Raw genomic sequence first — 18,967 nt, 5'->3', positions numbered from 1 at the left:
TGGTGGGTGGTACTGGGATCGAACCAGTGACCCTCGCCTTGTAAGGGCGATGCTCTCCCAGCTGAGCTAACCACCCACTCTGGTACCTTTCAAAGGCACTCACCTGATATTGCTTATGTTGCCTGTAAACAGGCTTCATTGCTCAACCAAGTGAGAGGCGCATTTTAAGCATTTGTTCGGCGGTGTCAAATCTTTTTCGGGAAACCCTAGAAAAACCACCAACCGTCAGATTCTGCCTCCTCACGACGTTCGCGCTCCAGCTCCAGCGAAGCATATTCCTGCTCCAGCTGCTCAATTTTCCGGTCCGCCTCCAACGGCACCGAAGGACCGCCTCCGAATGGCCAGTACCATGGAGCCGGCTCATAAAGCCCCTCACTTTCAAGCCTTTCAATCTCAAGCGCGCGCTCTTCTTCAAGAAGCGATATCTGCCGCTCGTAGTCGACATCTTCGTTGGTTTCGACAATGGAGACGGCGGCATGGTTAGGCGCCAGCATATCGCTGTTCAGAAACCGTGTTGAGATAATTTCTTGCCTCTGCATGGCGTATTCCCGCGTGACCAGTTGCAGGTGCCCCTCTGCGAGGGGGTGTTCCGGATCGAGCTCCGGGTGCATCTGTGTTGGCTCAGATAATTCGTTATACCGCAGATAATAAATACGGCCTGGCTCAACCGTTAAGGTGGCGTCTGCAATCAGGCTAAGACTGAACGAATTCAGCCCTTCCAGGCCAAGCAATGGCCTGCGCATGGCAAGGTGACGCTCGCCGGGATTCACCACAAGCCAGGTAAAGCTGTTATTGCGGATATTGAAGTAGTGGGTGTCATCAATATAAACGCTGGGGGATTCGATCTCGTCTTCAGCCCATTGGGAGTGGGTGCGATAGAAGTACAGAACCGCATGCCTGCTGTCCCATTCATCGTTGTCGAGATGGACAAAGTCATGACCGGAAACCGGATGCAGGAAAGACCCGACGCTTTTGCCAATGGAATGGTAAAACGTACAACCAGACGCAGGCAGCAACAGTGAAACGACTAACAGCCCACGAAATGAAAATGAGGCGTGCTTGAGGGACTCAAAAAAAGACACTGGGGTTTTCATTTTTGTTAACTCTTCATCCTTTGGTGAGTTGCCCGATCATAGCAACTGACAAACCGTATAAATGAGAGCTACCGCAAGGGATGAATAACAAACCGTTACAAACCAGGGCGCGCACGCTCAGTGCGGCGCCACCAGTGTCGATGTCACCTCAGTTACTGGCCTGATACCTGGCTGCGAAGCTGATTAACTTCCTCCGACAACCGCACGAGGCGTGATGTAAGCTGGGCACGGGATGAATCGATTGCTTGAACATTCTTTTTCAGCGCCGCCAGCTCATTCCTTAGCGCCTGATTGCCGTCATTATCCGACAAATCAGCCAGTTTCCGCTCCAGAGCCGACAAACGCCCTTCCATGCCATCGATTCCGAGTTTTTGCTCCTGCTCAAAACGACGAACCCGGCGCTCTACCACCTGATCAACATCCGCCAACTGCTTGCTCAGCGATGTCAGCTGCTCCGTTGCCTGCCGGCTAGAATCCTCCAGGGCTGCAACAGACGTCTCAGTTTGCTTCGTCAACGCGGCCACGTCGGCGCCCAGGGACGCACGGACCTGTTCAACTGTAGATTCGATATCTGCCAGCGCCTTATTGCTTTCAGCGAGCCCGCCCTCTGCCGCGGCAATTCGGTCCTGGTGTTCATCCAGGCGCTTCTTGTTGCGCTCGTTTGCGATGGCCCACAGCTTACGGATCTCGCTATCCGCCACATCAAGTTGCTTCTTCTGGGCGTCAAGCTGCTCAGCCAGAGACGCTCCATGCTCTTGCAGATTCTCTCCGGTTTGTGAAAGGTCACCTTCGAATCTTGCCAATGCCAGCTTGCTCTGACGGGCCCAGTAATCCGCCTCCTCCAGTTGCCCCTCAAGCATCTGGATCCGTTGATTCTGGGAATACCACCCAGCAATGGACGCGACAGCCACCGCGATGACCAGCAACCATAAAACCGCCAGCCCGGACCGACCACTACCGCCGCCGTTACTATTACCAGTGCTCTTCTGTGCCGGCTTCGGTGGCTTCACTTTTCCGCCTGAAGCCTCCGCTGACGATTTCGGCTTCTTCTGGGCTGGTGCCTTTTTCTCCGCGGCGCCAAAAGGCCGTTCAGCTCTCAGTTCATCGTCATCTGGACGGATGGGTTCCATTGCAGCTCCTGAATATGGGCGGTTTAAGTCACTGACACTGATAATACATGCACTTGCGGATGGGTTGAAATCACGAAGCCGCCTTCCTTGCATGGTAGATAGCCAAAACATACAATGTCCGGCTTTCCAATTATCACAGGACTGTTGCGTATGCAGCCGCTTGTAGGACTTATCATGGGCTCGAAATCCGACTGGCCCACCATGGAACACGCCGCCAACATGCTCGAGAAACTCGGCGTCACCTATGAAACCAAAGTCGTCTCGGCTCACCGCACCCCGGATCTGCTATTCGACTATGCAAAAACAGCGTCCGATCGCGGCCTGAAAGTCATCATTGCAGGTGCCGGCGGCGCAGCTCACCTCCCCGGCATGGTCGCTTCGCAGACATCTCTACCGGTACTGGGCGTGCCCGTTCAATCCAAAGCGCTCAGCGGCCTTGACTCGTTACTTTCTATTGTCCAAATGCCCGGCGGCATTGCCGTTGGCACCCTGGCCATTGGCAACGCGGGCGCTACCAACGCCGGATTACTGGCCGCACAGATTATTGGCACCTCTGATGAGAGTGTGCGCGAAGCTGTCGACGAGTTCCGTACAGCACAAACGCAAACGATTCTGGATAATCCCGATCCAAAAGAGCAGTAAGCCCAACTCCGTGCAAGAGTGTGCGGACAGGGCTTTTCAAAACACGCTGTAAATACATCCATGTACGCTTGGCTCCGCCATCCATGGCTCCGCACAGTTTTGGAAAGCCCTGCCCGCAAACTCACCCAAACTTGATCAATGCCCGTCAACGGCAGGAGAACACAAATGAGAATTGGTGTACTAGGCGCCGGTCAACTGGGAAGAATGCTTGCCCTCGCCGGATACCCGCTGGCCAAAACCTTTGTTTTCTACGACATGTCAGGCAGCCCCAGTGCCGGATTGGGTGAAGTCATCATTGATCGCGAAGGCAAGTACCTGGATGACTTCCTGTCCCGGGTTGATCGGGTCACTTACGAATTCGAACACCTTCCTGTCGACGTTGCAGAAAAACTGGCCAAAGAAAAGCCGGTTCACCCCTGCCCCCGCGCCCTGCAGGTCTGTCAGAATCGAGAAGCGGAGAAGACACTGTTCGGTGAGTTGGGCATTCCTACGCCACAATGGAAGATTGCCGACAGCGCCGAATCCCTGAGAGCTGCGGCGGAAAGCCTGGGCTGCCCGGTTGTTGCCAAGTCCAACACCGAAGGTTACGACGGCAAGGGCCAAGCAGTACTGAGAAGCCCGGAAGATGCCGAAGCCGCCTGGGAATCCATCGGCCACCCGCGACTGATGGTGGAAAAGTTCGTCGAGTTCAGCCGGGAAGTATCAATCATTGCAGTCCGCGGTGAAGACGGCCAACTGGCCTTTTACCCCATCTCGGAAAACGTGCACCACGAAGGTATTCTGCGTTACGCAATCGCGCCGGCACCCAAGTTGGAAAAACACGTTCAGGAAGATGCAGAACGTTATATCAAAGCTCTTCTGAACGAACTAAATTACGTAGGTGTGCTAACGCTAGAGCTGTTTGACACGCCCGCAGGCCTGGTTGCGAACGAAATGGCACCACGGGTTCACAACTCCGGCCACTGGACCATCGAAGGCGCGATGACCAGCCAGTTTGAGAACCACATACGCGCCATAAGCGGGCATGCTCTGGGTAATGTAGAGCCACGAGGCCTGAGCTGCATGATTAACATCATTGCAGAGCACGGAGATATTGAACGCCTGCTGGAACTGCCTTACGCTCATGTGCACCTTTACAAAAAAGGCGAACGGCCCGGCCGCAAGCTGGGCCATGTAAATGTCCTGGCAGACAGCTACGCCGAACTGGTCTGGCGAGTCAGAAACTGCGTGCAGTTTTTGCCCGGCAGCCCAGAGTTCAGCAGTTCATTAAACAGCAACAGCAACGGTTGAATCGCCTACCGGGGTTGATATCGCTCAAATCGCCCCTATATTAGAGCGGTGACATTCACCATAATCGAGAGAATCAGGGAGAACGACCTCATGGCATTTGAACTTCCGGCACTACCTTACGAAAAGAACGCACTGGAACCCCACATCTCTGCCGAGACCCTCGAATACCATTACGGCAAGCACCACAACACCTACGTAACCAAGCTCAACGGCCTGGTTGAAGGTACGGACAACGCCAACAAGTCGCTCGAAGACATTATCACAAGCGCCAGTGGCCCGCTGTTCAACAACGCAGCACAAGTATGGAACCACACCTTCTATTGGCACTGCCTGAGCCCGAACGGTGGTGGTGAGCCCACAGGTGCAGCCAAAGAAGCTATTGAAAAAGCCTTTGGCTCGTTCGATGACTTCAAAAAAGAATTCAACGACAAAGCCGCCAACAACTTCGGTTCAGGCTGGACTTGGCTCGTCAAGAAAGCAGACGGCAGTGTTGCCATTGCCAACACCAGCAACGCAGAAACACCGTTGACCGGTGCTGACAAGCCTGTGCTTACCGTCGATGTGTGGGAGCACGCGTACTACATTGACTATCGCAACTCTCGCCCGAATTACCTGGAAGCATTCTGGAACCTGGTCAACTGGGATTTCGTAAACGAAAACCTGGCTTGATTGTCCTGATTTGTAATACAGGCACAGCTGGCAACAGCTGAAAATAAAACGCCCGCTATATGCGGGCGTTTTATTAATGGCAAAGAAGGAAACTTACAAATTGAAACGTCGACGCTCTTAAGTATCTGAAATAATCCCCGCTACTATATAGAGTGTCGTTTGACCTGAACCGTAATCCCTACAGTCAGCAATATGGTAAGTTACTCCAACACTTGATATCTACAAGAACAAGGGCGCCTGATGAACGGGCTAAAGACGGATTTGAATGCAAGCATCCTTTGAGGCCGAAAACCGCCTTGGCTACCGCATCCTTTGGTGGATACTTGCCGTTGCACTGATCAGCGGGGTGATTGTGAGTGCCATACAGGTGGTACTCGATGCTCGCCGCGTATCTGCTGACCTCAACAATGAGGCCGGCGAAACCATTGCGATGGTCAAAGACGCTGCAACCCAAGCCGTGTTCAGTATTGACGCAGATCTGGCAAAACAGGTGGTCGACGGCCTGTTTGAGAGGGAAGCCGTGCATCTTGCCCAGATCCTCCACACCAACGGCGAACCTCTAAGCAGTCGTTCGCGCCCAATGGCTGACAGTGCATTCCGACCGCTGACCAACTGGATTTTCGGTGCCGAACGCCAGTTTCGGACAGAACTGGTACGCAAAGGCGACCCGGCGGGCTCTGTATACGGTTATTTCGTTGTTCACTACGATACCGAGCCAGCAGCCCACATGTGGCTCGGCCGCGCCATCATTACCTTCACATCGGTTATCGCCACAGCCGTGATCTTGGGCATGGTGCTGTTTTTTGTTTTCTACATGCTTCTGACCCGCCCGCTGCTGCGCATTGTGCACTCCTTGAAGCAGGTCGACCCAGCACATCCGGATGACCGCCTGATTGGCACCCCTGCGGGACACGAGAAGGACGAACTCGGGCTTTGGGTAAAGGCGACCAACACCCTGCTTGTCGCGATTGGCGACAGCCAGAAACGCCATCGCGAAGCCGAAGACCGAGTCAGCCGGCTTGCCCGCTACGACCAGCTAACCGGGCTGCTCAGCCGAGACAGCTTCATGGAACTGTTGAAAGCTGATATCGAAGAATCGAAGCTTAACCAGACACTGCTATCCGTGATTGTTTGCGGTATCGACGATTTCAAATCTATTAACGACCAGTGCGGTTTCCGTACCGGGGATATGACCCTGCAGACCGTTGCAGACCGGCTCCTCAACTACCTGAGTGGTTCACGCTTCACTGTCGCCCGGCTCGGGGGGGATCAGTTTGTGGTTGTTGAGAAAGGACTCAAAGATGGTTTTCAGGCGGCAGATACTGCAGAAGCCATTCTGGCTGGAATCAGCGAGAACATCGGTGTCGAAGGCCAGAACATTTCCATGACGGCAACTCTCGGTATTGCCCTTTACCCATCCGATGCCATCCAGCCAGACCGTCTGCTACAGAGCGCAGAGCAGACCATGATGCTGGCTAAGCAGAAGGGCCGGGATCACTTCCAGTTTTACGTGGCAAGCATCGACCAGGAAATCCGGGACCGCAAGCAGCTGGAGAAAGATCTTTCACAGGCGCTGGCTCTTCACCAGTTCCACCTCGTTTACCAGCCTCAGATTAACCTCGAAACCAAACGGATTATCGGCGCGGAGGCGCTGCTTCGATGGGAACATCCTTTACGCGGCCTGGTTCCACCGGATTACTTTATTCCGGTCGCGGAAAATAATGGCACTATTGTAGAAATTGGTCAGTGGGTGCTGGAACAGGCCTGTCTGCAAGCCAGATTATGGGCAGACAAGGGGCTTCACCTGCGGATCGCCGTCAACCTGTCTGCGGTTCAGCTTCGTCAGGATCGGATTGTGGACGACATACTGAGCACGCTGAAGCGCCACAGCGTCCCGGCGGGTCGGTTGGAGCTGGAAGTCACTGAGACCAGCTTCATGACCAACCTGTCAGATGCGGTTGCCAAGCTTCACACCCTGAATCGGGCTGGCATCAGCATTGCCGTAGATGACTTCGGCACTGGCTACTCATCCCTTACCTACCTCAAGAAAATGCCAGTACAGCACTTGAAGATTGATAAGCAGTTTATACGGGACCTGCTTGTTAACGAAGAAGATACACAGATTGCCAACACCATTATCGATCTCGGCAAAAGCCTCAACCTTACGGTGATTGCGGAAGGCGTGGAAACAGCAGAGCAGGAATGCTATCTCAGCCAGCGTGGTTGCAAACTGGCACAAGGTTATCTCTTCAGCCGACCCATCCGTCCTGACGATTTCGAGACTTTTGTACAAAGGTTCCACCAGAAAACTGTAGAAAATAACACCTGACCCATTACCTGTGAGGAGTTGCCATGGGCACTACCATTATCGGCCTTATTGTTATTGCCATCGTGGCAATCTATCTGGTTTTTATCTACAACCGCCTGGTTTCTTTGCGTAACCAGTTCAAAAACGGCTTCGCTCAGATAGACGTTCAGCTTCAGCGCAGGCACGATCTCATCCCCAACCTGGTTGAAGCAGCCAAGGCCTACCTTGTGCACGAAAAATCAACGCTGACCCAGGTAATGGAAGCCAGGAATAATGCCGTCAGCGCGCAGAAAGACGCAGCAAAAGATCCAGGCGACGGCACCAAAATCCAGCGGCTAGGTGGCGCCGAAAACCTGCTGACCAAAGCACTTGCCAACTTTTATGCTGTAGCAGAAAACTACCCGGAACTGAAAGCCAATGAGACCATCCAGCAATTGATGGAAGAGCTTTCAAGCACCGAAAACCGGGTTTCCTTTGCCCGCCAGGCTTATAACGACGGAGTAATGAGCTACAACATCTTCCGCGAACAGTTCCCTAACAACATTATCGCAGGCATGTTTGCGTTCAAGGAAACTTCTCAGTTGGAGCTTGAATCTCCGGAGGCCCGCCAGGCTCCGAAAGTAGCCTTCTGAGGCTCTGAAAAATGGCTCATCCCGGTTTTTTCCAGCGCCAGGCCAGTGCCCGGCGCAATACCAGTCTGCTCGTGTTCCTGTTTATCACAGCAGTGATGCTGATCACACTGGCGGTATGTCTCGTGGGTTATCTCGTGACCCGCAGCGAAACTTCCGGCCAGCCTTTCCACTACTGGCTATTATCCAGCCATGGCCTGATCACCGCCTCAGCTGTTGTTATTCTCATATGTATGGGGTCACTCATACGCTGGGCAGACCTGTCCGGCGGCGGCAGCCGCGTTGCAAAAATGGTTGGCGCACGCCCCATTGACCCCGACACCCGAGATGGAGATGAGCGCAAGCTGCGCAACATCGTAGAGGAGATGGCTATCGCCAGCGGCGTGCCCGTGCCGGAGCTCTACATAATGGATAGCGAGACCGGCATCAACGCCTTTGTGGCGGGGTACACGCCCGGCTCGGCTGTGATGGTCGTTACCCACGGGGCAATCACCCAATTAACCCGGGACGAACTTCAGGGCGTTGTGGGTCACGAGTTCAGCCATATCTTCAACGGTGATATGCGCCTTAACGTTCGCCTCATAGCCCTGCTCGCCGGCATTCTGATGATTGGTCAAATCGGTGGGTTTCTCGTTCGTGTTTCGTTTTATAGCGGTGGACGGACAACCGCCCGCAACCGGGATGGGCGCGCCCAGGCTGCCATGGGGCTGCTTGGCATAGCTTTGTTTGTCATCGGCTACCTGGGCGTATTTTTCGGACGCCTGATTCAGGCTGCCGTGTCGCGTCAACGGGAAACCCTCGCCGATGCATCGTCAGTTCAGTTTACCCGCAACCCGGAAGGGATTGGCGGAGCCCTCTTCAAGATCGGCCTTAGAAGCAGTTACCTGGATACCACCGGCCATGCCAGTGATATGAACCACATGTGCTTCGGGGAAGCCGCACGCATGAAGTTCTCTGCTTTACTTGCGTCCCATCCTCCGATTGACCAGCGTATTAACGCCATTCAGCCCGGGTTAATGGCCCGGCTAAAAAGCCGCCTCAGGGACACTGAACCCGGTAGTGATCTGCGTGCAGCTACGACCGGGCGAAGACCTGAAGGTGCCTCTGGCTTTGCGGATACTGCAGCAGACATTTACGGCAGCATTTCTGGCCGGCGCACATCCCCTTCAGGCTCGGCAATCGCGGCACCAACACCCACATCCACGACGGCACAAAAGCTATCGGAACGAGTCGGTACGGTTAGCCCGGAAGGCGAAGACTTTGCAGTTCATCTGCTGCGCCGTTTGCCTTCAACATTCCGCGGCTTGCTTTACACCCGGGCAGGAGCCATTCAGCTCTGCTATGCCCTGCTCGTTAGCGATTTGGACAAACGGCAACAAGAAGAATGCCTCGGACTGCTTCCGGAGCATTCGTTACTTGGCGCGCAATCAGACCTGTTGGCCAAACTGATCCCTGCGCTTCAAAACCTTGGCGAGGCTGTGCGCTTCCCGGCTCTGGAACTCGCCATGCCAGCTTTGCGCAAACTGGATCCAGACGAACGCGCGCAATTGATTCGCAATGCGAGGAAACTGGTCAACGCAGACAAGCGGATTACGCTATTCGAGCTCACTCTTACCAGCTTCCTTTCCCGCCATTTAGGCGTGGATTCAGACAGGGCAATGCCTGTACGCCACCGCAGTTACAAGCCGGTGATGCCGGCACTTCAGAGACTTCTGAGCCTCTTGGCAAGAGCCGGGGCGGGTAAAAGTGCGGACGCAGGCATTTTGTATCGCGAAGCCATTGCCGGCTTCGCAAGCCGCGGAAGCGGCGATTATCCGATTCTGACAAAAGTCACCATGAAACAACTGCAAGAAGCATTGAAGGCGCTGAATGGCCTATCGCCCCTGCTGAAGCCAGCGGTTATCGATGCCTGCGGGCATTGCATCACTTATGATGGCGTTATAGAGGTACGGGAGTACGAGCTGATGCGGCTAGTGGCAGACCAGATGGACTGCCCTATGCCGCCGATGACTATCTAAAAGGCATGCAGGTATTTATTTTTCCGGCGAACTTTTATTCGCCGGCTTTAAACAATATGTCTACATCGGGATTCACTTCAACTTCCGGCAAGCCGAGTTTGTTGCGAATATCCAGGTTCACATCCCACAACTGATTGAACTTTTCGGATGTCGCCACTACCGCATCGCCCTTGCCAAGGAGAATCTTGGGTCGCAGGAACACCAACAGATTACGCTTCACCCTGCGCTCAGACTCCGACGAAAACAGTCTCCCGATATACGGAATGTCGCCCAACAGGGGCACTTTGCTCTTGTTCACCGTGTAATCGTCGCGGGTTAGGCCGCCAAGCACGATGGTTTCGCCATCGTCTGCAAGTACCGTTGTCTTTATTTCACGTTTGTTCGTCACGATATCCGACGCATCTTCAATACTGTCGGCAACGCTTTCTGTGGTCTGCTCAACAACCAGCCTTACCAGGCCATCCGCACTGATGGTTGGAGTTACCTTCAGAGTAAGACCAATATCCCGGCGCTCAATCGTGGTGAACGGATTAGTGGTGCCGTCACCCGTAACGGTGGACTGACCTGTACGAAAAGGGACGTTCTGGCCAACGATAATTTCCGACTCCTGATTATCCAGAGTAATGATACTCGGTGTCGAAAGCAGATTAGCCGCTGCAGAGGTTGATAGCGCCTGCAGTAGAATTCCCCAGGTCACACCGTCCTCATTTCTCTGGCCGGCACCGATAGTAACCCCCCCTAATGCCGGTGCAATGGCGGACTCCGTCAGAATTGCGCTGACAACATCACCCAGGCTGTTTCCCACATTCCCGAAGTTTGTTCCCATTACAGGCGTAGAGGCGCCGGATTCATCACCAACCGCCACCTGGACCCCAAGGTCCTGACCAAGTTCATCGCTGATTTCGACAATTGCCGCCTCAATCATTACCTGGGCACGACGAACATCCAGCGCGGCGACAATCACTTCTGCCTCCTGCATCAACGACGGCTCACCACGAACCACCAGAGCGTTCAGCCCCTCATCGGCAAACACCGAGAAGCTGCCCTGAGGCCTGCTGGTAGCGCCGCTACCAGCCGCGCCTCCGGAGCCACTTTCCTTGGCGAGCTCGCCCATTACACCCGTGAGGATCTCGGTCAGATTCTTCGCATCGGCGTGCCTGAGGCGGATTACCTTGGTTGTGCCCCCGCTGGCAGATGGCTGATCAAGTTGCGCAATCAAACCACGCATCTTGTTCCGGAAGGATTCATCACCCCGGAGGATAAGACGGTTGCTACGCTCATCAGCGGTGACACTGTACTTTCTGGCGGCGCTGTCGTTTCCGGCGCGACCCAGCTCATCCGGCGCCAGCTCCTGCAACAGCACCACCATATCGCCGACCCAGGCTTCCCGAAGTTTGATCACTTCTACTTCATATTTAGAGGGGCTGTCCAGCTCCCTCACAATCTGCTCAATCCGCTGAATATTAGAAGAATGATCACTGATAATCAGCGCATTAGCGGCTGCTACGCCAGCCAGATGGCCGTATTTTGCCACCAGCGGCCGAAGAATGGGCACTAGCTCCAATGCATTCGCGTTATCAATCTGAATAACCCGGGTAATCAGCTGTTCAGAGGGCGTACTGGGGAATCGGCCCAGAGCCTCGGCGGACTGTTTAGCATCCACCTGCTGAACCACCTTGATAACCTCTTCGCCGGGAATAGCGGTGAAACCATGGACGTTAAGCACCGCAAGAAACAGATCATAAATCTCATCCTTGTTCATCGGTGCACTGGAAAGGACGGTGACCTTACCCTTAACCCGGGGATCCACCACAAAACTGTAACCGGTAATATCCGCGACCTGAGTAACAAAAGCGCGGATATCCGCATCCTTGAGGTTCAGTCTCCAGGTTTCTTCCTGGCCGTATGCCATCGACATCAGGGGTAAAAGAACAAGCAGAGCCAGGGCCCGCAGAAAATTGGTTTTGTGGTTATACATCTGGCGATTTCTTCCTGTATCGATGAACCCGATCAGCGCCACTGCTCGGGTATGGCATAGCTTATGGTTAGGAAAGATCCGTCACGTTCGATTTCAATATCAAGGCTGGCCTGGCCACGCCAGCTTTCCAGCAACGACTGATCCTGTTGCAGGTCGCCCAGACGCTGCCCGTTGATGGCTGTTATTACGTCCCCGGCTTTGAGATTCACTGCGTTCAACATGGCATTAGAGCCGTCATATACGTAGCCCGACATACCGCTGTCATCCACGGGGCTCAGCCCGTAAGGCGTCAGTGCGGCAACACCTGAACTGTCCAACTGTTGCCTGGCATTTTCAAGAAACGCTTTCGGTGATGATTCTGCCGGCTCCCGTGCCACCTCTGCAACCATTGTGGAAGTGTCGTCTTCCTCAAACGTCAGTGATTCATAACGACCGCCACGGCGAATCAGTATGCGCCCGGGCTCTACCTCTGCCAACTCGGCATTGCCCGGAAGCAAATCACCAACCCGATACCACGAGGTTTCACCATTGCTTCCGGCCACTATAGCACCTGAGTCCTCCGGGCGCTGTCCTACCAGAACCCCTTGAAGCCTGAGCTTTAATCCAGTCTCCGGAGCTGAACGTTTCACTGCCTCGGCCACCTCTCCTGAGACCTCCGGCCGACCAAAAAACTCGTAGCTCGCCATTGGGTAGCGGCCAGAACTTCCAAAAACCGAAACACCTGACGCACTGGAGACCGGCGCAATCACAACCGGCTTATCATTCCAGGCGTAAAGCCAGGTAGCATTCGCCAACACAACTCCCAGATAGATCACCAACCCCACAAGCAGCAGATTGGCGAACGCTTTAGCAATCCGATGCTGGGTATCGGCAGCCGGCATAGCCATCATCAACGCGCCCCCGGGAGCAATGGCTGCCTTACACGGAACACGATATCATCCGGGCTGGCAGAGTCCGACCAGGGCTGACCGGCCAGATCGATCATGCGCTTATAGACCCGTAACTCCATCATTCCGTTCCAGCGGATATTTGCATCTGCCGCAGGACCGCTGCCTGATTGCTCCGAAATAACCAGTGCCACACCACCATTGGTCGTGTCCAGATTGGCTTGCATAGGCGGAAACTGGGCCTGCCCGGTCTGATCACCCATGGGCCAGCTCACCCTGCCCCCTGCCCATCGGCCGAGGCCGTCGGCACTCACGACACGGTCGTCGGCCCATTCCAGAGCCAGGCGATCAATGCTCACGTCGCCCTCAATCATCGCGCCACCACTGCGCCGGATCAGTTCTTCAAACTCGGCAACGGCAATATTACCGCGGGCATTCAGACGAGCATTTGCAGGCCAACCCAAGGCTATATCGCCCGAAACAGCGGACTGAAGAGACTCCACCGAAATCCGCACAGGTTGCTCCAGCGCTGTGATCGAGGGCCAGCCCAACTGCCAGTGCACGCGCACCGGAAAACCGGCAACAACAACTCCAGCGGCGCCATCCCAGACCTTGCCCGCGACCTGCTTGACCTGAACCTGAGCAGGAAGGGAAATATGCGGCGATGCCTGCTGCCAGAGCCAGCCTGCGGGTATAAAAACAATCAACGCACCGAGGTAGACAATCACCCCAAGCAGCAACAGCAAAAATACCTTGCCGGGGCGAAAAAAATGTTTGGATTCAGCGTCACTCATTCATTTACACACAGACAGTTGGCTGGTTGCCGAGTCTAGCAAACGCTTTGGTCAAGTTCATGACAAAAAAACAAAAACCCCGCGCCAGTGTGAACCGACGCGGGGTTTTTGAGCAGATCTGGCTGCGCCTCTTAATCAGAGGCGCAGTCGGAATCAGCAGGTTATGAACGGCATTACATCATGCCGCCCATGCCTCCCATTCCACCCATTCCGCCCATATCAGGCATAGCGCCACCGGCTTTCTCGTCATCCGGCTCATCCGCAACCATCGCCTCAGTGGTGATGATCAAAGATGCAACAGAGGCAGCTGCCTGCAGTGCAGAACGGGTTACCTTGGCAGGATCCAGGATACCCATTTCCAACATATCGCCATAAGCTTCGGTCGCAGCGTTATAGCCGAACGAACCTTCGCCTTCGCGAACCTTGGCAACCACTACAGAAGACTCACCGCCTGCGTTGTAAACGATCTGACGCAAAGGTGCTTCCATGGCGCGACGCAGAATGTTAACACCGGCTTTCTGCTCTTCGTTGATGGCATCAACTTTCTCCAGCGCAGCAATAGCGCGGATCAGAGTTACACCACCACCAGGCACAATGCCTTCTTCTACGGCAGCACGGGTTGAGTGCAGCGCATCTTCAACGCGAGCTTTCTTTTCTTTCATTTCAACTTCGGAACCAGCGCCTACCTTGATGACGGCAACACCGCCAGCCAACTTGGCCACACGTTCCTGAAGCTTCTCTTTGTCATAGTCTGAAGAGCTGTCTTCAATCTGCTTGCGAACCTGTTCAACACGGGCTTCGATATCCGTCTGCGCACCAGCACCATCAATAATCGTGGTGTTTTCTTTGGTGATGTTCACACGCTTGGCAGTGCCCAGGTCGTCCAGAGTGGTGTTCTCAAGGCTCAGACCTACTTCTTCAGAGATCACAGTACCGCCAGTCAGAATGGCGATGTCCTGCAGCATTTCCTTACGACGATCACCAAAACCAGGCGCTTTAACAGCGGCGACTTTTACGATGCCACGCATGTTGTTCACAACCAGAGTCGCAAGCGCTTCGCCTTCGATGTCTTCGGCAATGATCATCAGCGGCTTGCCAGCTTTAGCGACAGCTTCCAGAACCGGAAGCAGTTCGCGGATGTTGGAAACCTTCTTGTCGACCAGCAGCATGAACGGGTCATCAAGTTCAACAGACATGTTGTCCTGGTTGTTGATGAAGTACGGAGACAGGAAGCCGCGATCGAACTGCATACCTTCAACCACGTCCAGCTCGTCTTCCAGGCCACGGCCTTCTTCAACGGTAATTACGCCTTCCTGACCAACTTTTACCATTGCATCGGCAATAAGCTGACCAATCGTCTCGTCGCCGTTGGCAGAAATGGTACCTACCTGGGCAATGTTGCGGCTGTCATCGCAAGGCTTGGCCATGTCATGAATTGCTTTGACCGCTTCTGCAGTGGCCTTGTCGATGCCGCGCTTCAGATCCATCGGGTTCATGCCGGCAGTCACAGCCTTCACGCCCTCGTTAACGATGGCCTGGGCCAGAACCGTAGCAGTGGTAGTACCATCACCAGCAGTGTCATTGGCCTGGGAAGCAACTTCCTTAACCATCTGCGCGCCCATGTTCTCGAACTTGTCTTTCAGTTCGATTTCCTTGGCAACCGATACACCGTCTTTGGTGATGGTGGGTGAGCCGAAGGACTTCTCGAGAACAACGTTACGGCCTTTAGGGCCAAGAGTAACCTTAACAGCATCCGCCAGGACGTTTACGCCTGCGACCATGCGCTTGCGAGCGCTATCACCGAACTTAACTTCTTTTGCTGACATGTTTCTATTCCTGTTCGTTAAACCGAATTCGTTGAGTCAATCGAATAAAGGACTGATCATGCGAACTGCCTGAGCTGTTACTCAAGCACGCCGTAAATGTCGCTTTCGCTCATGATGAGCAGCTCTTCACCGTCGATTTTTACGGTGTTGCCGGCATACTGGCCAAATACCACGGTATCACCCGCTTTGACTGCCAACGCACGAACATCGCCGTTTTCCAGAACGCGACCGTTACCAACGGCAACGACTTCACCCTGGGAAGGCTTTTCTTTGGCATTACCTGGCAGCACAATGCCACCCGCAGTTTTCTCTTCTTCTTCTTTACGGCGTACAACGACACGATCGTGTAGCGGACGAATCTTCATTGCTCGGCTTCTCCAATAGTCAGATTAATGTGGCAATGACATTTGCTGTTGATAGCCGGATTGCTGTTTCAATCCGGCAAAATTGCCCGGCCTCTGACCCACTGCTTCCAGCTGGTATCGGCCTGCGGCTAACTTGTGAATCTTATGTGGGGCTCGTACAGGGGTTTTCAACACCCACTCCGATAAAATTTTTACTTTTTCTCGAGGCGATCGTGGTCGGTTTCTGTCTCGTCACGGTATTCACCTTCAATAATGTCGCCGTTGCCATCCCTGTCGAATGGCCGCTGTTTGCCAAAAGGGCTATCAGACCGCCCAAAGGGGTCCTGACCGAAAGGGTTCTGGCCACCCCCAGCGCGGAAATAGAACCCACTACTCTTGCCTGATACCACCATCCGCTTCAACGCCTGCGCGGCGAGCCAGTGCCGGGTGAAGGGCACAAGGCAAAAAAATCCGACGGCGTCGGTGATAAATCCGGGGGTCAGAAGCAGCACACCGCCAACGGCAAGAATCAGCCCTTCAGCAACTTCTCGGGCAGGCAACTCGCCACTGTTCAGGCGTTGATTGGCTTTAAGCAATGTGGCCAGGCCTTGCTGGCGAAGTAACCAGGCTCCCGCCACGGCCGTTAGCAACACAAAACCAATGGTGTTGAACACACCAATCACGCTGCCGACCTGAATGAGCACCGCCATTTCGGCGATCGGCATGATAATGAAGATAAATAATAATATGGGCATCAAGCTCTCACGGTCTGGATTGGGGCATTTAAAGGTCTGGTATACTCTCAGCCTTTCCAAAATACCTCCTCACTTACTTAGGGCAAAACATGAAACTTCAAGATTCTGTGATAGCAATTACCGGCGGCGGCCAGGGCCTTGGCCGCGCCATGGCCGAGTACCTGGCTGCAAAAGGCGCCAAACTGGCTCTGATTGACCTGATGCCAGAGAAACTTGAAGAATCCGCAGAAGCCTGCAGAAAAGCAGGCAGCGACGCGAAAAGCTACGTGTGCAATGTGGCAAAAGAAGACGAAGTAGAGAAAACATTTGCCGCCATCGCAGAGGACTTCGGACGCTTGGATGGTCTCGTCAACAATGCCGGAATACTGCGAGATGGCCTGATGGTCAAAGCAAAAGATGGCGAAATCACGAAGCGCCTGGAACTGGCCCAATGGCAGGCTGTTATCGACGTTAACCTCACGGGCGTCTTCCTGTGTGGCCGTGAGGCGGCTACTCAAATGATCAAGAACGATAATAAAGGCGTGATCATCAACATCGCCTCTATTTCCCGTGCCGGCAACATGGGCCAGAGCAACTATTCCGCCGCCAAAGCCGGCGTATCTGCACTGGTGCCCGTGTGGGCAAAAGAGCTCGCACGCTACGGCATCCGCTGCATGGGCATTGCACCCGGGTTCGTGGGGACAGAAATGACCGAATCCATGAGGCCGGAAGTCCTTGAGAAGTTGATCTCAGCCATCCCCCTCAAACGCATGGGCACGCCAGAAGAAATCGCCTCGGCGGCCGCTTTCATTTTTGAAAACGATTACCTGTCGGGCCGGATGATCGAGGTAGATGGCGCGATGCGTATTTAAATGCCCAAAATACTTTACAAAATAAACAAAAATAATAGTATGTAAAGTAAATTAGACAAAGTAACCACTCAGAATGGACTTACAAACATTAGGCAAGGCCATCTCAACCTTGCGCCAACAGAACGGGGTGTCTCAGCTAAAAATGGCTGAGCACCTCGGCATCTCCCGCGCCACGATCAATGCGCTTGAAAATGGCCGCTCAGGCGACGTTGGTATCCGCAAAGTCATGGCGATACTGGACTACCTCGGCAAGGAACTGGCCATTCGGGATAAATCGCCCTTCCCTACTCTGGAGGAGCTGCGGGATGGGCAATGAGCTAAGCGTACGCACTGGGGGGTTCCCTTCCGGAAAACTGTTCCAGGAAGCCGATGACCTCGTATTCCGTTACAGCGGGACGGCTTCCCCAGACCAGTTCGTTTCACTCACAATGCCTGTGCGCCGCAAAGATTACATCCACCCGCGCTTGCACCCGGTATTCGAGATGCATCTGCCCGAGGGCTATCTGCTCTCAATCATCAAAAAGCAATTTGCCAAAATTACAGAGACCGACGACTTCGGACTTCTCAGATTGCTTGCCCCTAATGTTCGGGGACGCGTTGAATACACGCGCAATGAACAATCTGAAAAGTCGCCCTTGCAGCTCGATACCCTTCTGCACTCAGATAATCCGGGCCTGTTCGAAGAACTCGTTTCACGCTTCGCTCTGCGCTCTGCACTGAGTGGCGTGCAACCCAAAGTGCTGGCACAACTTGAGAACAAGGCAACTCTGCGTCTGGATGACTTCATTGTTAAGGCCTGGGGCCCAGACTACCCTGCTCTTGCCCTGAACGAATACTGTTGCATGCTGGCCTGCCAATATGCGGGAATCCCAGTACCGGAGTTCTATCTATCCGACGACGAAGCCCTGTTTATCATGAAACGATTTGATCTCCGCGACGACGGAAGCGCGCTGGGCTTCGAGGATATGTGCGTGCTTCAGGCAAAGCAGCGAGAAGACAAGTACCGCGGCAGTTATGAACAAATTGCAAAAACAATAAAAACCTTTGTGAGCCCGGAAAACAAACAGGCTTCACTGGAGCAGTTCTTCAAGATGCTTGTTATCAGCAACGCGCTGCAGAATGGGGACGCGCACCTGAAAAACTTTGGCCTGGTTTATGAGAGCTTCACCTCAGCCAGACTTGCGCCGGCTTACGATATTGTCTGCACCACGGCCTATATCAGGCAGGATATTCCCGCGCTTACGCTTGCAGGCAGCAAAAAATGGCAAACTCGCAAGCAACTGGAGCGATTTGGGGTACAGGCATGCAATCTGACGGCTTCAAAGGCCAGTGCACTTTACGAAGAGTGCCGCCAGGCCCTGGGAAAACTGTCGCCTTACATCGCCACCCGACTTACTCAGAACCCGAACAATGTGCAGTCAATGGTGCTTGAGCACTTGCAGACTCTTATTGCCAACGAAACCGCGACATAGCTACCCGGCCGCTAACCACTTCGACGCCTTCCGCTTGCAGTAAACTGACCTGTTCCTGATAGATCTCGGAGCCTTCCGGAAAGGCGATCTGGCCATTACTGCGGATAACCCGATACCAGGGCACGGAGTGGCCTTGCGGGAGTTTGCCGAGCGCCCTGCCAATGTAGCGGGCCTGGCGACCGAGACCAGCCATTTCGGCCACTTGGCCGTAGCTGGCGACCTTGCCCGGCGGGATTGCGAGCACTACCTGCCAGATTTTTTGATCCTTTCCCGGTTCCAT

General features: G+C 54.1%; 18 protein-coding genes and 1 tRNA gene. 9 read left to right on the top strand and 10 right to left on the bottom strand.

All coding sequences use genetic code 11. The annotated features are described in order from the left end of the window. From Q4606_RS06195 to Q4606_RS06185, 3 genes are all read right to left on the bottom strand, one after another. Positions 1-76: transfer RNA gene (locus Q4606_RS06195), tRNA-Val, on the bottom strand. Between the two features lie 130 nt (positions 77-206). Continuing rightward, positions 207-1,094, bottom strand: a complete 888-nt coding sequence (locus Q4606_RS06190; RefSeq protein WP_303606988.1) for a DUF2846 domain-containing protein — start codon at positions 1,092-1,094, stop codon at positions 207-209. A 152-nt stretch (positions 1,095-1,246) separates the two neighbouring features. Continuing rightward, positions 1,247-2,224 (bottom strand): hypothetical protein, encoded by a 978-nt coding sequence (locus tag Q4606_RS06185; RefSeq protein ID WP_303606987.1) that lies wholly within the window; start codon positions 2,222-2,224, stop codon positions 1,247-1,249. Between the two features lie 150 nt (positions 2,225-2,374). Here Q4606_RS06185 and purE point away from each other — a divergent pair, with 150 nt between their 5' ends. The 6 genes from purE to Q4606_RS06155 all read left to right on the top strand — a co-directional run bounded on the left by purE (position 2,375) and on the right by Q4606_RS06155 (position 9,780). Beyond that, on the top strand, positions 2,375-2,866 hold the full coding sequence (purE, locus tag Q4606_RS06180) for a 5-(carboxyamino)imidazole ribonucleotide mutase (protein ID WP_303606986.1): 492 nt from the start codon (positions 2,375-2,377) through the stop codon (positions 2,864-2,866). A gap of 165 nt (positions 2,867-3,031) precedes the next feature. Then, a complete protein-coding gene (locus Q4606_RS06175) occupies positions 3,032-4,156 on the top strand; it encodes a 5-(carboxyamino)imidazole ribonucleotide synthase (protein ID WP_303597269.1) in 1,125 nt (374 codons plus the stop codon). Positions 4,157-4,246: 90 nt separating this feature from the next. Next, positions 4,247-4,825: a superoxide dismutase [Fe] gene (sodB, locus tag Q4606_RS06170; protein WP_303597270.1), complete on the top strand. Its 579-nt coding sequence runs from the start codon at positions 4,247-4,249 to the stop codon at positions 4,823-4,825. A 265-nt stretch (positions 4,826-5,090) separates the two neighbouring features. Beyond that, positions 5,091-7,154 (top strand): bifunctional diguanylate cyclase/phosphodiesterase, encoded by a 2,064-nt coding sequence (locus Q4606_RS06165; protein ID WP_303606985.1) that lies wholly within the window; start codon positions 5,091-5,093, stop codon positions 7,152-7,154. 23 nt (positions 7,155-7,177) lie between these two features. Continuing rightward, positions 7,178-7,765 carry a LemA family protein gene (locus tag Q4606_RS06160; protein WP_303597272.1) on the top strand — a complete coding sequence of 196 codons (588 nt, stop codon included), beginning with the start codon at positions 7,178-7,180 and terminating at the stop codon, positions 7,763-7,765. An 11-nt stretch (positions 7,766-7,776) separates the two neighbouring features. After that, entirely contained in the window at positions 7,777-9,780 is a 2,004-nt protein-coding gene (locus Q4606_RS06155; RefSeq protein WP_303597273.1) for a M48 family metallopeptidase, read from the top strand. A gap of 34 nt (positions 9,781-9,814) precedes the next feature. Here the strand turns inward: Q4606_RS06155 and gspD are convergent, their stop codons facing one another. The 6 genes from gspD to Q4606_RS06125 form a co-directional block, all read right to left on the bottom strand. Next, positions 9,815-11,758, bottom strand: a complete 1,944-nt coding sequence (gene gspD / locus Q4606_RS06150) for a type II secretion system secretin GspD (protein WP_303597274.1) — start codon at positions 11,756-11,758, stop codon at positions 9,815-9,817. Between the two features lie 32 nt (positions 11,759-11,790). Next, a complete protein-coding gene (locus Q4606_RS06145) occupies positions 11,791-12,645 on the bottom strand; it encodes a type II secretion system protein N (protein WP_303607021.1) in 855 nt (284 codons plus the stop codon). A gap of 2 nt (positions 12,646-12,647) precedes the next feature. Next, complete coding sequence (gspN, locus tag Q4606_RS06140; RefSeq protein ID WP_303606984.1) at positions 12,648-13,439, bottom strand: type II secretion system protein N; 792 nt, start codon at positions 13,437-13,439, stop codon at positions 12,648-12,650. Positions 13,440-13,612: 173 nt separating this feature from the next. Next, positions 13,613-15,265: a chaperonin GroEL gene (gene groL, locus Q4606_RS06135; protein ID WP_303597276.1), complete on the bottom strand. Its 1,653-nt coding sequence runs from the start codon at positions 15,263-15,265 to the stop codon at positions 13,613-13,615. 77 nt (positions 15,266-15,342) lie between these two features. Continuing rightward, on the bottom strand, positions 15,343-15,630 hold the full coding sequence (gene groES, locus Q4606_RS06130) for a co-chaperone GroES (RefSeq protein ID WP_072796755.1): 288 nt from the start codon (positions 15,628-15,630) through the stop codon (positions 15,343-15,345). Between the two features lie 191 nt (positions 15,631-15,821). After that, positions 15,822-16,364, bottom strand: coding sequence for an FxsA family protein (locus Q4606_RS06125; protein WP_303606983.1), 543 nt, complete (start codon positions 16,362-16,364; stop codon positions 15,822-15,824). Positions 16,365-16,453: 89 nt separating this feature from the next. Here Q4606_RS06125 and Q4606_RS06120 point away from each other — a divergent pair, with 89 nt between their 5' ends. From Q4606_RS06120 to Q4606_RS06110, 3 genes are all read left to right on the top strand, one after another. Then, positions 16,454-17,215, top strand: coding sequence for an SDR family oxidoreductase (locus Q4606_RS06120; RefSeq protein WP_303606982.1), 762 nt, complete (start codon positions 16,454-16,456; stop codon positions 17,213-17,215). 73 nt (positions 17,216-17,288) lie between these two features. Further along, a complete protein-coding gene (locus Q4606_RS06115) occupies positions 17,289-17,531 on the top strand; it encodes a helix-turn-helix transcriptional regulator (RefSeq protein WP_303606981.1) in 243 nt (80 codons plus the stop codon). Continuing rightward, positions 17,521-18,687: a type II toxin-antitoxin system HipA family toxin gene (locus Q4606_RS06110; RefSeq protein ID WP_303606980.1), complete on the top strand. Its 1,167-nt coding sequence runs from the start codon at positions 17,521-17,523 to the stop codon at positions 18,685-18,687. Before Q4606_RS06115 ends, Q4606_RS06110 begins: the two co-directional genes overlap by 11 nt. Here Q4606_RS06110 and Q4606_RS06105 read toward each other — a convergent pair. Then, positions 18,662-18,967, bottom strand: coding sequence for an MGMT family protein (locus Q4606_RS06105; RefSeq protein ID WP_303606979.1), 306 nt, complete (start codon positions 18,965-18,967; stop codon positions 18,662-18,664). The genes Q4606_RS06110 and Q4606_RS06105 overlap by 26 nt on opposite strands.

The sequence above is a fragment of the Marinobacter sp. 1_MG-2023 genome, from assembly GCF_030549045.1.
In the GTDB taxonomy this organism is placed as follows: Bacteria; Pseudomonadota; Gammaproteobacteria; order Pseudomonadales; family Oleiphilaceae; genus Marinobacter.
This window is presented reverse-complemented; position numbering and strand designations above follow the sequence as displayed.

What these genes read in the sequence shown, in the direction of transcription:
- Q4606_RS06190 (WP_303606988.1), bottom strand. Translation starts at nt 1,094, where the DNA reads ATGAAAACCCCAGTGTCTTTTTTTGAGTCCCTCAAGCACGCCTCATTT.
- Q4606_RS06185 (WP_303606987.1), bottom strand. Translation starts at nt 2,224, where the DNA reads ATGGAACCCATCCGTCCAGATGACGATGAACTGAGAGCTGAACGGCCT.
- purE (WP_303606986.1), top strand. Translation starts at nt 2,375, where the DNA reads ATGCAGCCGCTTGTAGGACTTATCATGGGCTCGAAATCCGACTGGCCC.
- Q4606_RS06175 (WP_303597269.1), top strand. Translation starts at nt 3,032, where the DNA reads ATGAGAATTGGTGTACTAGGCGCCGGTCAACTGGGAAGAATGCTTGCC.
- sodB (WP_303597270.1), top strand. Translation starts at nt 4,247, where the DNA reads ATGGCATTTGAACTTCCGGCACTACCTTACGAAAAGAACGCACTGGAA.
- Q4606_RS06165 (WP_303606985.1), top strand. Translation starts at nt 5,091, where the DNA reads ATGCAAGCATCCTTTGAGGCCGAAAACCGCCTTGGCTACCGCATCCTT.
- Q4606_RS06160 (WP_303597272.1), top strand. Translation starts at nt 7,178, where the DNA reads ATGGGCACTACCATTATCGGCCTTATTGTTATTGCCATCGTGGCAATC.
- Q4606_RS06155 (WP_303597273.1), top strand. Translation starts at nt 7,777, where the DNA reads ATGGCTCATCCCGGTTTTTTCCAGCGCCAGGCCAGTGCCCGGCGCAAT.
- gspD (WP_303597274.1), bottom strand. Translation starts at nt 11,758, where the DNA reads ATGTATAACCACAAAACCAATTTTCTGCGGGCCCTGGCTCTGCTTGTT.
- Q4606_RS06145 (WP_303607021.1), bottom strand. Translation starts at nt 12,645, where the DNA reads ATGGCTATGCCGGCTGCCGATACCCAGCATCGGATTGCTAAAGCGTTC.
- gspN (WP_303606984.1), bottom strand. Translation starts at nt 13,439, where the DNA reads ATGAGTGACGCTGAATCCAAACATTTTTTTCGCCCCGGCAAGGTATTT.
- groL (WP_303597276.1), bottom strand. Translation starts at nt 15,265, where the DNA reads ATGTCAGCAAAAGAAGTTAAGTTCGGTGATAGCGCTCGCAAGCGCATG.
- groES (WP_072796755.1), bottom strand. Translation starts at nt 15,630, where the DNA reads ATGAAGATTCGTCCGCTACACGATCGTGTCGTTGTACGCCGTAAAGAA.
- Q4606_RS06125 (WP_303606983.1), bottom strand. Translation starts at nt 16,364, where the DNA reads ATGCCCATATTATTATTTATCTTCATTATCATGCCGATCGCCGAAATG.
- Q4606_RS06120 (WP_303606982.1), top strand. Translation starts at nt 16,454, where the DNA reads ATGAAACTTCAAGATTCTGTGATAGCAATTACCGGCGGCGGCCAGGGC.
- Q4606_RS06115 (WP_303606981.1), top strand. Translation starts at nt 17,289, where the DNA reads ATGGACTTACAAACATTAGGCAAGGCCATCTCAACCTTGCGCCAACAG.
- Q4606_RS06110 (WP_303606980.1), top strand. Translation starts at nt 17,521, where the DNA reads ATGGGCAATGAGCTAAGCGTACGCACTGGGGGGTTCCCTTCCGGAAAA.
- Q4606_RS06105 (WP_303606979.1), bottom strand. Translation starts at nt 18,967, where the DNA reads ATGGAACCGGGAAAGGATCAAAAAATCTGGCAGGTAGTGCTCGCAATC.